Consider the following 15,517-nt stretch of genomic DNA (forward strand, 5'->3'; position numbering starts at 1 on the left):
AACGCCGCACAGGCGACGCGTCAGTTGGACCGTCGCTGAGGCAATTCGGGCCGGACCAACGCCTGGGCGAACGGCTCTCCGGTGGCTCGCGCGTAGTTCATTCGCTCCCGCACCTCCCTAAGAGTGCGAGGGCGATACCCGGGACCGCCACAGCAACTCTTGTGGAACCGCACTCCGGCGTGAAGCAGCACGGAGAGCGCCCGCCAGGCGGAGTCATCCCGCTTCTTGGGCGCCGCGAAGGCCGAACCAACGTGAATCAACGGCCCCGCGCAGCGCGGACAGACCCGGTCTTGGGTGTAGCGATCGGGGTACGACTGCTTGTACGACCCCCGACAGGGCAGGCAAACGTACGAGGTCTTTCCATGAGGCATCCGGCAAGGGTAAATCGACCGAAGACCGACCTCGACGAAATTTCGCTGACCTAGCCCCCTCCTCGCTCTTCCTCGCGCCTCGGAAAAGAACCAGATGACATACCTACCCCCGCTGTGGCCCGTCTCCGTGAAGGGCGTCGCCCTCGACGCCCATGACCGAGTCCTGCTCCTACGCAACGAGCGCGACGAATGGGAACTCCCCGGCGGCCGCCTAGAGATCGGCAACCCACCCGGCACAGCCCCCGCAGACATCAGCCCAGCTCCCCGTGATACCTGGGACGGCCCCACGAAGACAGCCCCGAAGTGGACCAGCGGCCCCCCCGCAGCGTTGCCACAAGACCGAGACCCCACCGCCCTCTCGGGCGGCAGGGTCTCTGACCTGCCTTTTCTCTGTGCCCCCGGCAGGATTCGAACCTGCGACACCCGCTTTAGGAGAGCGGTGCTCTATCCCCTGAGCTACGGAGGCGGGGTGGGCGGACGGTCCGGTGCGGGTGGTGGGCGCGTGGGGCCGTTTCGACCACTGACAGGGTAGCGGATGGGTTGGGCGGGGTTCGATGCTGTGGGGGTCAGGGGGTGGCTGCGGCTTGGTGGAGGAGGGTGGTGACGTGGCGGATGGCTGGGCGGTGGGTGGTGCCGGGGCGAGTGGTGATGAAGAGGGTGCGGGTCACGGGATGGGCCAGGGGGTGGAGGCTGAGGGGGGCGGTGGTCTCGGGGAGGGTGAGGCGGGGGAGGAGGGCCACGCCGGCGCCTGCCGCCGCCAGGGCCGTCAGGACGGAGAAGTCGCTGCTGCGGGCGCTGATGCGCGGTACGAAGCCGGCGGCGCCGCAGGTTCGCTGGATCATCTCGTAGCACGACGTGTCCGGGCTCGGCGTCAGCCAGGAGGCGTCCGCGAGCCGTGACAGGTCGGCGGCCTCGCCCGCCGCCAGCCCCAGGCGCGTCGCGTGGTCCGGGTGGAGGGCCAGCAGGACCGGGTCGTCCATCAGGCGTGAGTGGTCGCAGCCCGGCGGGAAGTCCCGAGGCAGGACCGTATAACCATGGACCACCGCCAGGTCCGTCTCCCGTCTGCGCAGGGACTCCAGCGCTTCCTCCGGTTCCTGTTCCGTCAGGTGCAGCGTCGGGGCGCGGCCTTCCGCGCTGTCCGTCATGGATGGCCAGATCGGCGGGAACAGCCTGCGCGCCGCCGACGCGAACGCCGCCACCCGCACCACCCCGTGCCCGCCCCCGCGCAGCGCCGCCAAATCCGACTCCGCTGCGGCCAAGTCGCCCAGCACCACCTCCGCGTGCGCCACCAGCAGTTCCCCCGCCGCCGTCAGTCGCAGGGTCCGGCCCCGCTTCTCCACGACCGGGACCCCCGCCTCCCGTTCCAGCACCGCCAAGTGCTGCGACACCGCCGGCGCCGTCAGATGCAGCGCCTCCGCCGTCGCCGCCACCGTCCCGTACATCGCCAGATGCTGAATGATCCGCAGCCTTCGCACATCGAGCATTCGGTCAGCTTAGGGAGTCGGGCCTTGCTGGCCCGTCCCGCGAGCCCTGTGGGTCCTGCGGGGCCTCAGCGCCCTGCCTCTATTAAGTCGCCTATTAAGTTTCGCTTATTTGTTTTCCTATTAAAGCTAACTGGAACTTTTCCGTCTTCCGCCCCACCCTTTTACCCGTGACCTCACCCTCCCCCCGCCTCCTCGCCCTCGCCGGCACCGTGCTCCTCTGGGCCTCCGCCTTCCCTGCCATCCGCGTCGGGGTCGATGAGCTGGGCGTCGCCGCGCTCTCCTTTCTGCGGCTCGCCGTGGCGGCGGTGGCGCTTGTGGTCGTGGCGCCGTTCGCGGGGGTGCGGCTGCCGGGGCGGGGGGATCTGCCGCTCATCGGGCTCTGCGGGGCCACGGGCATGACCGCCTACCAGACGCTGCTCAACTGGGGCGAGGTCCATGTCGAAGCCGGTACCGCAAGCCTGCTGATCAGTGCCGCGCCCGTCTTCAGCGTGCTGCTCGGCGCCGTCTTCCTCCCGGAATCCGAACCCCTCACCCGCTCCGTACTCGTCGGCAGCGTCGTCGCGATCGGCGGGTGCGCCCTCGTTGCGCTCGCGGGCGGGGCGACCGGGTTCAGCGCCGGGGCGCTGGTGGTGGTCGCCGCGGCGGTCGTCCAGGGGGTCTACCACTTCGCGACCAAGCCGCTGCTGCGCCGCTACACCGGGCTCGAAGTGGCCACGTACGCCATGGTCGCCGGTACGGTCCTCGGGCTGCCGCTCGCGCCCGGCGCCGTACGCGCCGCCGCGCACGCGCCCGCCGGCGCCCTCGCCCCCGCGGTCTTCCTGGGGCTGCTGCCCTCCGCCCTCGGCTTCGTGATCTGGGGATACGCCGTCGCCCGGCTGCCCCTCGCCGTCTCCACCGCCGCCCTCTACCTCGTGCCGCCCGTCGCGCTCGCCGTCTCCTTCGTCTGGCTCTCCGAGGCGCCCCACCCGGTCGAACTCCTCGGCGGCGCCGTCACCGTACTCGGGGTCCTCCTCATCAACCGCGGTCGCCGGCCGGCGACGGGCGCCCCAGGCGCGGACCTCAGCCCAAGTGCATCCACACGCCCTTGACCTCCGTATACGCCTCCAGCGCGTACTTGCCCATCTCCCGCCCCCAGCCGCTCGCCTTGTAGCCGCCCCAAGGGGCCGCGCTGTCCGGGACCGGAGGCATGTTGACGAAGACCGCGCCGGCCCGGATGTCCGCGGCCAGGCGGTGGGCGGTCGTGAGATCCCTGGTCCACACCGCCGCGGCCAGGCCGTATTCGGTGTCGTTGGCGCGCGGACCCAGTTCCTCCGGGTCGTCGTAGGCCAGTACGGGCAGGACCGGGCCGAAGAGTTCGTCCCGTACGACCGACATGTCGTCGCGGACCCCCGCGAAGACCGTCGGGCGGTAGAAGTGGCCCTCCTCCAGCGCCCCGGCCGCGCGGGCGCCCCCGGTGACCACCTCCGCGCCCTCCGCGACGCCGCATCTGACGCCCGCGTCGACCTTGGCCAGGTGTTCCGCGCTGACCAGCGGGCCGATCTCGGTGGCCGGGTCCAGACCGGGGCCGAGCCGCAGGGCGGACGCGGCCGCGGCCAGCTTGGCCGTGAACTCGTCGACCCGTCGCCGGTCGACATAGAAGCGCGTGTACGCGGCGCAGACCTGGCCCGAGTTGAGCAGCGCGCCCCGCAGGTTGCCCTCGACCGCCGCGTCGATGTCGGCGTCCGCCGCGATGATGCTCGGGGCCTTGCCGCCCAGTTCCAGCGTGGGGCGCTTGAGGTTGTCGGCGCAGGCCCGCACGATCTCCCGGCCGACGGCCGTGGAACCCGTGAACGAGACCTTGTCCACGCCCGCGTGCGCCACCAGCGCCCGGCCCGGCCCCGGGCCGCCCGTCAGCAGGTTCACCACGCCGGCCGGTACGCCCGCCCGCTCGATCAGCTCCACCAGCCGCACCGTGGTCAGCGGGGTCTGCTCGGCCGGCTTGACGATCACCGTGTTGCCGCAGGCCAGCGCGGGCGCGATCTTCCAGGCGGCGATCATCAGCGGGAAGTTCCACGGCGTGATCAGCGCGCAGACCCCCACCGGCTCGCGCCGCGTGTAGTGCACCGTGTCCGGGAAGTTCACCGGCGCCACCGCGCCCTCGATCTTGGTGCACCACCCCGCGTAGTAGCGGAAGTGCTCCGCCGCCCCCGCGACGCTCACGCCCCGCGCCACGCCGATCGGCTGGCCCTGGTCGCGCGTCTCCAGCTCCGCCAGCTCCTGCGCGTGTTCCTCGATCAGCTCGGCCGTCCGCCACAGCAGCCGCGCCCGCTCCGCCGCCGAGATCCCCGCCCACGCCGGATCGGTCAGCGCCACCCGCGCCGCCGTCACCGCCGCGTCCACATCCGCCTCACCCGCCTCGGCCACCCACCCGGTCACCGCCCCGCTCGCCGGGTCATGGCTCGCGAACCCCGCCCCGTCCGCCGCCTCCGTCCACCTGCCCCCTATCAGCAGGCGGGGCCGTATCTCTGCCTCAGCCAGCTTGATTTCCTTTTTCGCCTTCGCCGCCGCACCCGTCTTGGCCGCCTTCGTCGCCTTCTCTGTCCGCATCTGGCTCCTTCCGTCTTCGGGTACGGGCCGCAGCGGTACGGGCCCGTCCCCAAGCCCCCGCCCCGGCCCCGGACCGTCGGCCCCGGCCCCCACCGCCAGCCTCCCGGCCAACGGCGCGCGGCACTTGACCGTGAGCGAACAGTCCTTGTCCACCGCCGCTCACACCCCGCGCGGCGGCCACCCCGCGCTGACCTCACCGACGACCGCGCCGACCTCACCGACGACCGCTCCGGTCTCGCCGGCCTCCCCCGCCCCGCCCGCCGCCAGCCGGAATTCGCGGGGGCTCGCCCCGTACGCCGCCCGGAACGACCGGCTGAAGTGCGCCGCGTCCGCGAAGCCCCAGCGGGACGCGATCGCGCCCACCGGCCGGTGCGCCTGCAGCGGGTCGCGCAGATCGCGGCGGCAGTGCTCCAGGCGGCGCGCGCGGACCCAGGAGGAGACGGTCGTCCCCTGTGCCCGGAACAGCTTGTGCAGATAGCGCGTGGAGACGAAGTGCGCTGCGGCGATCGCGTCGGGGCCCAGGTCCGGTTCGCCCAAGTGCTGTTCGATGAACGTGGTGATGCGCGCCAGCAGCGCCCGCCGCCCGGACGCGGGGTCGGAGCCGGCGCGGGCACCGCCCGGCTGGTGATCCCCCAACTGGTCCGCGACCAGCGTGGCCAGCAGGTCCACGATGTTGTCCGCGAGCCGTACGCCGCCGGTCCGCTCGTACTCCTCCAGATGCCCGGCCAGCCGCAGCAGCAGTGCGGAGACCAGTGCGCCCATGCCCTGCCGCCCGGAGACGCGTACGGCCGTGAGCCGGGCCACGTCCCGCGGCGGGATGCGCAGCAGCGGGCGGGGGAGCATCAGCACCAGTTGGCGGTAGCTGTCGTCGAAGGCGAGCGTGTACGGGCGGGTGGTGTCGTACACCGCGAAGTCGCCGGGCGCGAGCGGGGCTTCGCGGCCGTCCTGGGTGAGCACGCAGTCGCCGCGCAGTTGGAGGCCGAGCTTGAAGTAGTCCTCCGTGGAGGCGGCGATGGCGCGCGGTGTGCGGTGCACCGCGTGCGCGGTGGCGGCGATCTCGGTGACCTGGAGTTCGCCCAGCCGTACGCCGTGCAGCTCGCCCTGGAAGGGGCCCGCGCCCGGGTCCGCCCGCAGCGGCACGAACGCGTCGCAGATGACGCTGCGCCAGTAGTCGAAGCGCTCGGCCGCCGACAGGCCGGCCGTGCGCAGGGTCAGTGACACGGCGCCTCCCACCAGGAGCGTGCATGCCCCGGCCATGCTGCCGCCAGGTGTCGCCGTTGCCAAGAGCGAGTGGCCGGGCGGCGTTCGCTGCCGGGCAAAGGGTGTGCGTTCTCGGACAAGAAGCCTCCGGCCGCCTCCCGCAGACTCGGGACCGTACGCCCCCGTCTTCGGCCTTCCCACGGTGCCTCGACATACCGGAGCCGCCCCATGCCCCACCCGCTCGGGTCCGCCCCCGGCAAGATCGTCGCCGTTCACCTCAACTACCGCTCCCGCGCCGCCGAACGCGACCGCCACCCCCGCTTCCCCTCCTACTTCCTCAAGCCCCCCACCTCGCTCGCCGGCAGCGGCGACCCGCTGACCCGGCCCCAGGGGTGCGGCCTGATGGTCTTCGAGGGCGAGATCGCGCTGGTGCTCGGCGAGCGGGTACGGCAGGCGGCCCCGGAGTCGGCCTGGTCGTACGTCCGGTGGGTGACCGCCGCCAACGACGCGGGCGTGTACGACCTGCGCCACGCCGACGGCGGCTCCAACCTGCGCAGCAAGGGAGCCGACGGCTACACCCCCATCGGCCCCCGGCTGCTCGACGCCCGCGCCCTGGACCCGGCCGCGCTGCGCCTGCGCACCTGGGTCAACGGGGCGCCCGTACAGGACGACACCAGCGGCGATCTGCTCTTCCCCTTCGCCCAACTGATCGCCGACCTCTCCCGCACCATCACCCTGGAACCCGGCGACGTCCTCCTCACCGGCACCCCGAGCGGCGCGAGCGTCGTCACGCCGGGCGACCTGGTGGCGGTGGAAGTCACCAGCGCCGACGGGCAGTCCACCGGCCGTCTCGCCAACCGCGTCGTAGCGGCGGACGCCCCCCTGGCCGACTTCGGCGCGCTGCCGAACCCGCGGCCGGAGGACCGGACCGCTGCTTACGGGCGTACGAGCGCGTACGGACGTAAGGGTGGCGCGTACGGGCGTAAGGGCGGCGCGTACGGAGGCGGGAGCGGGGGCGCGTACGGAGGCGGGAGCGGGGACGCGTACGAGAGCGATGGCGCGGGCCCGTACGCCGCCCGCCCCTTCACCCTCCCCGCCCCCCAACGCGCCGCCCTGGAGTCCCTCTCCGTCGCCACGCTCGCCTCCCAACTGCGCAAACGCGGCTACGACGGCTTCTTCGTGGACGGGGTGCGGCCCACCCGCCCCGAGCTGAAGCTGGTCGGGGTGGCCCGTACGCTCCGGTTCCTGCCGCTGCGCGAGGATCTGGCGCCGGAGCGCGGCGGGGGCATGAACGCGCAGAAGCGTGCCGTGGAGTCCGTACGCCCCGGAGAGGTGCTGGTCGTGGACGCGCGGCGGGAGGCGGACGCGGGGACGCTCGGGGACATCCTGGCGCTGCGCGCGCTCCGGCGCGGGGCCGCGGGCATCGTCACGGACGGCGGGCTGCGGGACAGCGCCGCGGTGGCCGCGCTGGACATCCCGGTGTACCGCGGTTCCGTGCACCCGGCGGTGCTGGGCCGGCGCCACATCCCCTGGGACACGGACACGCCGATCGCCTGCGGCAACGCCCTCGTACGGCCGGGCGACGTGCTGGTCGGCGACGCCGACGGGGTGGTCGTGCTGCCGCCGCGCCTGCTGCCCGAACTGATCGCCGACGCGCGGGAGCAGGAGCTTCAGGAGGAGTTCATCACCGAACGCGTCGCCGCGGGCGCCGGCGTCGAAGGGCTCTATCCGCTGGGCCCCGACTGGCATGCTGAGTACGAGCGTTGGCGCGCCCGGCGGCGTCGGAGCGGCGAACGGTCGAAGGAGGCGGCACAGTGAGGTTCCGCAGCGATCCGCGGCGCGTGCGGGGGTCCATCGCCCCCGTCGTCACCCCCTTCGGGGAGGACGGCGCGCTCGACCTCGACGGGCTGCGCGCCCTCGTGAACTGGCAGCTCGACTCCGGCTCCCACGCCATCTCGGTGGGCGGCTCCACCGGCGAGCCCGGCGCCCTGCGCACCGCCGAACGCGTCGCGGTCATGGAGGCCGCGGCCGAGGCCGTCGCCGACCGGGCGCCGTTCGTGCCCGGCACGGGCTCGGCGCGCCTCGACGAGACCATGGAGCTGACCGCCGCCGCCCGCGACCTGGGGGCGGACGCGGCGCTGGTGATCACCCCGTACTACGCGCGGCCGACGCAGGAGGCCCTTTACCGCTGGTACGCGGCCATCGCGAAGGAGTTCCCCGACCTGCCGCTGATCGTCTACAACGTGCCCTCGCGCACCGCCGTCGACATCGCGCCGGAGACCGTGGCCCGGCTGTTCTTCGACTTCGAGAACGTCGTCGGCGTCAAGGAGACCACCAAGGACTTCGAGCACTTCTCCCGCACGTACCGCGCCTGCGGCCGCGAACTGCTGATGTGGTCCGGCATCGAACTGCTCTGCCTGCCGCTCCTCGCGCTCGGCGGCGCGGGCTTCGTCTCCGCCCTCGCCAACATCGCGCCCGCGCCCGTGGCCCGGATGTACGAGCTGTGGGAGGCGGGCGACCACGAGGGCGCGCGCGAACTGCACTACCGGTTGCACCCGCTGGTCGATCTGCTCTTCGTGGAGACCAATCCGGCTCCCGCCAAGTGGGTGCTGGCCGACGCCGGGCTGCTGGCGTCGGCCCATGTCCGTACGCCGCTGATCCAGCCGACCGAGGCCGGCGTGGCCCGCATCCGGGAACTGCGCGCGGCCGGCGCCGACCTGCTCTCTTTCTGATGCCGCTCGGTGCCGGTCGCCCCAGCCGTCCCCGCTGCCCCAGCCGCCCCGCCGTACCTCTCGTCCCCACCGTCCCCATCACGCCTACGGGAGTGACCGTCATGACCGCCGCCGCCCCTCGTACCCCGGCCGACCTGCCCAAGCTCATCCGCCACTACATCGCCGGCGTCCATGTCGAGTCCGCCGACGGGCGTACGTTCGCCAACGCCGACCCGGCGACCAACCGCCCGTACTGCGAGGTCGCCGCAGGCGGGCGCCGCGATGTCGAGGCGGCGGTGGCGGCGGCCGGGGAGGCGTTCGCGCGCGGGCCGTGGCCCCGGATGAGCGCGCGCGAGCGCGGCCGGGTGCTGTGCCGGATCGCGGAGGGCATCGAGGCGCGCGAGGAGCGGCTGGCCGAGCTGGAGTCCTTCGACACGGGGCTGCCCATCACGCAGGCGCGCGGGCAGGCGCGCCGGGCCGCCGAGAACTTCCGCTACTTCGCGGACGTGATCAACGCGCTGCACGAGGCCGCTTTCCGTACATCCGCGCAGGTCGGCTACGTCATCCGGAAGCCGGTGGGGGTGGCCGGGCTGATCACGCCGTGGAACACCCCGTTCATGCTGGAGAGCTGGAAACTCGCGCCCGCTCTGGCCGCGGGCTGCGCCGTCGTGCTCAAGCCCGCCGAGTTCACCCCGCTCTCCGCCTCCATGTGGCCGCGGATCATGGCGGAGGCCGGGCTGCCCGCCGGGGTCTTCAACATGGTGCACGGCCTGGGGGAGACGGCGGGCGCGGCCCTCGTCGAGCACCCGGACGTACCGCTGATCTCCTTCACCGGCGAGACCGCCACCGGGCGGGGGATCATGCGCGCGGCGGCCGAGGGGCTCAAGGGGCTGTCGATGGAGCTGGGCGGCAAGTCGCCGTGCGTGGTCTTCGCCGACGCCGATCTGGGGGCGGCCGTGGACGGCGCGCTGTTCGGGGTCTACTCCCTCAACGGCGAGCGCTGTACCGCGGGTTCGCGGATTCTGGTGGAGGAGTCGGTCTATCCGGAGTTCGTCGCCCGGTTCGCGGAGCGCGCCGACCGTACGCGCGTCGGGCGCCCCGACGACCCGGCCACCGAGATCGGCGCGCTCGTACACCCCGAGCACTACGAGCGGGTCCTCGGGTACGTGGCCGCGGGCCGCAAGCAGGGCGCGCGCCTGGTCGCGGGCGGCGAACGCCCCGCCCACCTGCCGGACGGCAACTACCTGGCCGCCACCGCCTTCGCCGACGTCACTCCGGACATGCGGATCTGGCGGGAGGAGATCTTCGGCCCGATCGCCGCGATCGCCCCCTTCCGGGACGAGGAGGACGCCGTGCGGCTGGCCAACGACACGCCGTACGGGCTGGCCGGCTACGTATGGACCACCGACCTGGCGCGCGGCCACCGGGTGGCCCAGGCCATCGACGCCGGGATGGTCTGGCTCAACTCCCACAACGTCCGCGACCTGCGCACACCGTTCGGCGGCGGCAAGGCGTCCGGGGTGGGCCGGGAGGGCGGCGAGAGCAGCATCGACTTCTATACGGAGCGGCAGCTCGTGTCGGTGGCGCTGGGCGATACGAAGGTGCCGCGCTTCGGGAGCGCGGACGATGACTGACGGTACGGGGGCGGGGGCGGGGGCGGGGAGCGACCGTTCGGGCGCGGGGGCGGGGCCTCGGGCGACCGAGGAGGCCGCCGGCCGTGAACTCCCGCCCCCACCCGACGTGGTGCGCTCCGGCTACGCCGAACTCGTCGTCACCGACCTCGACCGGGCCCGCTGGTTCTGGGCCGACGTGCTGGGCCTGTACGTCCAGTACGAGGACGACGACCGCCTCTGCCTGCGCGGTACGGACGAGCTGACGCACCACTGCCTGGTGCTGCGCGCGGGCGCGGCGGCGGCCCTGGACCACCTCGCGTACCGGGTGCGGACCGAGGCCGACGTGGAGCGGGCGGCCGCGTACTTCACGGCGCTCGGCAGGCCCGTGCGCCGGGTGCCGCAGGGGGAGGGGACGCGCGGGGTGGGTGACGCCGTGCGGGTCCTCGACCCGCTGGGGTTCCCCGTGGAGTTCTTCCACGGCATCGAGCGCGGCGAGCGGCTGATCCAGCGCTACGACCTGCGGCGCGGCGCGGAGATCGCCCGCCTCGACCACTTCAACATCTGCACCCCGGACGTCCCGGCGGCCTACGCGCACTACACCGCGCTCGGCTTCGGCTGCTCCGAGACCATCGAGGGCGACGCGCACGAGCTGTACGCGGCCTGGATGTACCGCAAGCAGACCGTCCACGACATCGCCTTCACCGGCGGTGCCGGCCCCCGCCTGCACCACCTGGGCCTCGCCACCCACGAATCCCACCAGGTGCTGCGCACCGCCGACCTGCTCGGCGCGCTGCGCCAGGAACACCACATCGAACGCGGCCCCGGCCGGCACGGCGTCTCCAACGCCTTCTACCTCTACCTCCGCGACCCCGACGGCCACCGCGTCGAGATCTACACCTCCGACTACTACACCGGCGACCCCGACCACGAGACCTACCGCTGGAGCGTCCACGACGACCGCCGCCGCGACTTCTGGGGCAACGCCGTCATCGAGTCCTGGTACAAGGAGGCCACCCCCGTCCTCGACCTCGACGGCCACACCCAGCCCATCGGCCAAACCCTGCTGGACGAGTCCGCGGCAAGAGTGGGAGCCGACGGCCTGGGCTGAGCGGCCCAGCCGTCGAAGCGTCTCCCCACGGCCGGGCCCTCCTTTCGAGCGGGCGGTCGTCGGCTGCCTGAACTGTGCGGCTGTTACGGCCCGCCCGGCTGGGGCCGTTCCGTTGTTTCCCGTTCGCCGCGTACGTGGCGCAGGTGGTGGCGGATGAGGGGTTCGATGGGGGATTCGTCGCTGGTGGAGGGGCCGGTGGAGAGGGTGGTGGAGATGGCGGCGAGGAGTTCGCGGTGTTCGTGGGCCCAGGCGGGAAGGAGGCCGCGTTCGGCGAGGGTTTCGAGGCCGTAGAGGCGGGTCTGGTCGCGGAGGTTGGCGATGGTTTCGGTGAGGCGTCGGTTGCCGTTGAGGGCGAGGAGGGTGAGGTGGAAGCGGCGGTCGGCGTCGAGGAAGGCGGGGACGTCGCCGTCGTGGGCGGCGGTCTCGATCTCGGTGGCGAGGGCGGAGAGTTCGGCGAGGTCTGCGGGGCGGGCGCGGCGGGCGGCTCGTACGGTGGCGGGGACCTCCAGGAGGAGGCGCATGTCGTAGATCTCGTCGAGGTCTTCGTCGCTCATCGCCACGACGCGGAAGCCGCGGTTGCGTACGGGCTCCAGCAGCCCCTGGTTGACCAGGGTCAGCATCGCCTCGCGGACCGGGCTGCTCGACACGCCGAGCTTGGCGGCGAGCGCCGACGCCGAGTAGATGTCGCCCGAGCGGATCTCGCCGGACACCATGGCCTGCCGGATAACGGCGAGGCACTGTTCGCGCAGGCTGACATGGCGCAGCCGCGCGGGCTCCGGGCGGGCCGGCGGCCGTGGCCGGGCGGGTTTCGACGGCTCCGACGGCTCCGACGGCGCCGGCGGCTCCGACGCCGGTTCTGATGCCCTCAACGGTTCCCCGCCCATGTCCATTTCCCTGCCTCCCCTTGACAAGCCCGTCGTAAGGGTCGCAGCCTACCTGCGAGCCATCATCGGTCACCGGTAACCGACTACCGAAGGGTAATTTATGGGCGCGCAGCCCGACAGCACCCACCAGGTACGGGGGTACTGCACGCTGTGCCGCTCCCGCTGCGGTGCCGTCTACACGGTCCGCGACGGCGCCCTCCTCGATGTCCAGCCCGACCCCGAGCACCCCACCGGCGCCGCCCTCTGCCCCAAGGGCCGCGCCGCGCCCGAGATCGTGCGCAGCCCCCGCAGGCTCACCCGGCCCCTGCGCCGTACGACGCCGAAGTCCGACCCCGACCCGCGCTGGCGCCCCGTCGGCTGGGAGGAAGCGCTGGCCGAGACGGCGGAGCGGCTTGGCCGCATCCGCGCCGTGAGCGGGCCCGAGGCCGTCGCGTTCGCGGTGGCCTCGCCCAGCGGCTCGCCGCTGTCCGACTCCATCGACTGGATCGAACGGTTCGTGCGGCTCTTCGGCAGCCCGAACATCTGCTACTCCACCGAGATCTGCAACTGGCACAAGGACTACGCCCACGCCTTCACCTTCGGCTGCGGCCTGCCCATGCCCGACTACGAGTCCGCCGAACTCTCCATCCTGTGGGGCCACAACCCCGCCAAGACCTGGCTCGCCCAGTCCACCGCCCTCGGCCGGGCGCGGGCGCGCGGCGCGGCGCTGGCCGTCATCGACCCCCGCCGCTCCACCAGCGCCCTCCAGGCCGACCACTGGCTGCGCGTGCTCCCCGGCACCGACGCCGCCCTCGCCCTCGGCCTCGCCAACCTCCTCATGGAGCGCGGCACGCACGACACCGGCTTCCTGCGCGCCTGGAGCAACGGCCCCCTGCTGGTACGCGTCGACACCGGCCGCTTCCTGCGCGCCGAGGACATCGACCCGGCCGCCACCGGCTACGTCGCCTGGGACGAGACCGAGCGGGCGCCGCGCGTCGTCGACACGGCGTACGCGACGCCGCACCCCGAGCGGCTCGCGCTGACCGGCCGGCGGCGCGTCCCCACGCGCGACGGGCCGGTGGAGTGCCTGCCCGCCTTCGAGCGGTACGCGCAGGCCGCCGCCGCCTGGCCCCTCGCCCGTACCAGCGAGGTGACGACGGTTCCGGAGCGGCAGCTCGACGAGTTCGCCGACGTGCTCGGGCGGGCCGAGTCGGTGACGTACCACGCCTGGACCGGCGTCGGGCAGCACACCAACGCCACCCAGACCGACCGGGCCATCGCCACCCTCTACGCGCTCACCGGCTGCTTCGACGCCCCCGGCGGCAACGTCATCCTGCCGGCCCAGCCCGCCAACGCCCCCACCGACTTCGCGCAGCTCGCCCCCGCCCAGCGGGCCAAGGCGCTCGGGCTGCGCGAGCACCCGCTGGGCCCGCCCGCGCACGGCTGGGTGAACGCCCGCGACCTGTGCACGGCCATCACCACCGGCGAGCCCTACCGCGTCGAGGCCATGGTCGCCTTCGGCGCCAACCTCCTGATGTCCCAGCCCGACCCGCGGCGCACCGCCGAAGCCCTGCGCGCCCTGGACTTCGCCGTCCACCTCGACCTGTTCCCCACCCCGACCGCCGACCTCGCCGACCTCGTACTCCCCGTCAACAGCCCCTGGGAGCACGAAGGGATCAGGATCGGGTTCGGTACCAGTCAACGCGCCCAGGAACACGTCCAGTTGCGGACCCGCATGGCCGAACCCGTCGGCGATACCCGGTCCGACAGCGAGATCGTCTTCGACCTCGCCGGGCGGCTCGGCATGGGCGAGGAGTTCTTCGGCGGCGACATCGAAGCGGCCTGGGACCACCAACTGGCCCCGCTCGGGCTCACCACCGCCGAACTGCGCAAACACCCCGGCGGCGTACGGCTGCCGCTGCGCACCCGGCACCGCAAGTACGCGGAGCGGGCGGCGGACTCCGAAAGCCCCGCCCACGTCACCGTCACCGGCTTCGACACCCCCACCCGCCGCGTCGAGCTGTACTCCCAACTCCTCGCCGACCACGGCTACTCGCCCGTCCCCGTCCACACCGAGCCCCCCGCCGCCCCCGACGGCCGCTACCCGCTGACGCTCACCTGCGCCAAGAACGGCTACTTCTGCCACAGCCAGCACCGCTCCCTCACCTCCCTGCGCCGCCGCGCCCCCGACCCCACCGTGGACCTGGCGCCGCGGGCCGCCGCCGAGCGCGGCATCCGGGACGGCCAGTGGGTGCGGCTCACCACCCGCAACGCCACCATCCGCATGCGCGCCCGTATCGACGACAGCCTGCACCCCTCGGTCGCGGTCGCCGAGTACGGCTGGTGGCAGTCGGCGCCCGACCTCGGGCTGCCCGGGTACGACGCGCTCGCGGGCGGCGGGGAAGAGGGCACGAGCGCCAACTACAACCTGCTCATCGACGACGAGTTCACCGACCCCGTCAGCGGCTCCGTCCCGATGCGCTCGGCCGCCTGCGAGATCCGGCCCGCCCACGACGCGGGGGACCCCGCCGGACGCCGGGAGTTCCGGGTCGCGGCGCTGGAACGCGAGTCGCCGGACGTCCTGACCGTACGGCTGGAGCCGCTGGACGGGCGGCCGCTGCCCGGCCACCGGGCCGGGGCGCACCTCACGCTGCACCACCCCGACGCGGCGGACCGCAGCTACTCCCTCACCGGACCCGCGCGCCGCACCGCGGGCGGGGACGCGCCGGACGGCTACCGCGTCGCCATCCGGCACGTGCCCGGCGGCAGCTTCTCCGGGCTCGTGCACGAGCGGCTGCGCGTCGGCGACCGGGTCGCCGCCACCGGACCCGACGGCAACTTCGCCATCCCCACCGACCTCGAACTCCCCGTCGTGCTGATGGCCACCGGAGTCGGCATCACGCCCTTCCTCGGCTACCTGGAGACGCTGGCCGCCGTCGGCGGTACGGTCCCCGAGGTCGTCCTGCACTACGGCAATCGCAACTCCGAGGGCCACGCCTTCGCCGGGCGCATCGCCGAACTGGCCGCCCGCCTGCCCGCCCTCCGCGTCGTCAACCACTACAGCCGCCCGCTGAGCGGCGACCGGCACGGCCGTACGTACGACCGGCCGGGCCGGATGAGCGCCGAGGACGTCTCCGCGGACCTCATCGAACGCCGCGCCCGCTTCTACCTCTGCGGGACCGAGGAGATGCTCGCGGACCTGACGGACGGGCTGCTGGCGCGGGGCGTGCCGCGCTTCGAGATCTTCTCCGAGAAGTTCCACGCCGCCGCGCGCGAGATCCCCGTCGCCGACGACGCCCGGCACACCGTGCGCTTCGCCCGCTCGGACCGGGAGATCGTCTGGCGCGGTACGGACGGCACCCTGCTGGACGTCGCGGAGCGCGAAGGGCTCGCCCTGCCCAGCGGCTGCCGTGTCGGACAGTGCGAGAGCTGCGCCGTGACCGTACTCTCCGGCGAGGTCGCCCACCGCGTCGAACCCAGCGACGGCCTGCCCGACCGTACGTGCCTGACCTGCCAAGCCATCCCCCGCACCGACCTCGAACTCGACGCCTGACCGGCCGCACGCCGGCGGGCCGACCCAC

Annotated in this window: 11 protein-coding genes and 1 tRNA gene; 6 read left to right on the plus strand and 6 right to left on the minus strand. The window is 73.3% G+C overall.

The features are described 5' to 3' along the window. Positions 1-20 precede the first annotated feature (20 nt). The 3 genes from IF55_RS40875 to IF55_RS28075 form a co-directional block, all read right to left on the minus strand. The gene (locus IF55_RS40875; RefSeq protein WP_078645346.1) at positions 21-371 is read right to left on the minus strand and encodes a deoxyxylulose-5-phosphate synthase; all 351 of its coding nucleotides are present in this window, start codon (positions 369-371) and stop codon (positions 21-23) included. A 393-nt stretch (positions 372-764) separates the two neighbouring features. After that, a tRNA-Arg gene (locus IF55_RS28070) sits at positions 765-837 on the minus strand. A gap of 100 nt (positions 838-937) precedes the next feature. Then, positions 938-1,855, minus strand: a complete 918-nt coding sequence (locus IF55_RS28075; protein ID WP_030891327.1) for a LysR family transcriptional regulator — start codon at positions 1,853-1,855, stop codon at positions 938-940. Positions 1,856-2,022: 167 nt separating this feature from the next. On the opposite strand from IF55_RS28075, the gene IF55_RS28080 reads away from it, so the two are divergent. Continuing rightward, a complete protein-coding gene (locus IF55_RS28080; protein WP_037967056.1) occupies positions 2,023-2,943 on the plus strand; it encodes a DMT family transporter in 921 nt (306 codons plus the stop codon). On the opposite strand, the gene IF55_RS28085 is transcribed toward IF55_RS28080, so the two are convergent. Further along, positions 2,915-4,441 (minus strand): aldehyde dehydrogenase family protein, encoded by a 1,527-nt coding sequence (locus tag IF55_RS28085; protein ID WP_078645349.1) that lies wholly within the window; start codon positions 4,439-4,441, stop codon positions 2,915-2,917. The two genes, IF55_RS28080 and IF55_RS28085, sit on opposite strands and share 29 nt — an antisense overlap. Before the next feature lie 159 nt (positions 4,442-4,600). Further along, the gene (locus IF55_RS28090; protein ID WP_063764054.1) at positions 4,601-5,662 is read right to left on the minus strand and encodes an AraC-like ligand-binding domain-containing protein; all 1,062 of its coding nucleotides are present in this window, start codon (positions 5,660-5,662) and stop codon (positions 4,601-4,603) included. A gap of 207 nt (positions 5,663-5,869) precedes the next feature. Here IF55_RS28090 and IF55_RS28095 point away from each other — a divergent pair, with 207 nt between their 5' ends. From IF55_RS28095 to hpaD, 4 genes are all read left to right on the plus strand, one after another. Further along, positions 5,870-7,459 (plus strand): fumarylacetoacetate hydrolase family protein, encoded by a 1,590-nt coding sequence (locus IF55_RS28095; protein ID WP_037967054.1) that lies wholly within the window; start codon positions 5,870-5,872, stop codon positions 7,457-7,459. Further along, complete coding sequence (dapA, locus tag IF55_RS28100) at positions 7,456-8,373, plus strand: 4-hydroxy-tetrahydrodipicolinate synthase (RefSeq protein WP_030891312.1); 918 nt, start codon at positions 7,456-7,458, stop codon at positions 8,371-8,373. Before IF55_RS28095 ends, dapA begins: the two co-directional genes overlap by 4 nt. Positions 8,374-8,474: 101 nt before the next feature. Next, positions 8,475-9,986 carry a 5-carboxymethyl-2-hydroxymuconate semialdehyde dehydrogenase gene (gene hpaE / locus IF55_RS28105; protein WP_030891309.1) on the plus strand — a complete coding sequence of 504 codons (1,512 nt, stop codon included), beginning with the start codon at positions 8,475-8,477 and terminating at the stop codon, positions 9,984-9,986. Further along, positions 9,979-11,073: a 3,4-dihydroxyphenylacetate 2,3-dioxygenase gene (gene hpaD, locus IF55_RS28110; protein ID WP_078645354.1), complete on the plus strand. Its 1,095-nt coding sequence runs from the start codon at positions 9,979-9,981 to the stop codon at positions 11,071-11,073. Before hpaE ends, hpaD begins: the two co-directional genes overlap by 8 nt. Before the next feature lie 83 nt (positions 11,074-11,156). Here hpaD and IF55_RS28115 read toward each other — a convergent pair whose 3' ends face one another. Then, a complete protein-coding gene (locus IF55_RS28115) occupies positions 11,157-11,786 on the minus strand; it encodes a GntR family transcriptional regulator (RefSeq protein WP_048832610.1) in 630 nt (209 codons plus the stop codon). Between the two features lie 271 nt (positions 11,787-12,057). On the opposite strand from IF55_RS28115, the gene IF55_RS28120 reads away from it, so the two are divergent. Then, positions 12,058-15,489, plus strand: a complete 3,432-nt coding sequence (locus IF55_RS28120; RefSeq protein ID WP_030891726.1) for a molybdopterin-dependent oxidoreductase — start codon at positions 12,058-12,060, stop codon at positions 15,487-15,489. Positions 15,490-15,517 lie beyond the last annotated feature (28 nt).

It is taken from the genome of Streptomyces varsoviensis (assembly GCF_000718635.1).
Taxonomy (GTDB): domain Bacteria; phylum Actinomycetota; class Actinomycetes; order Streptomycetales; family Streptomycetaceae; genus Streptomyces; species Streptomyces varsoviensis.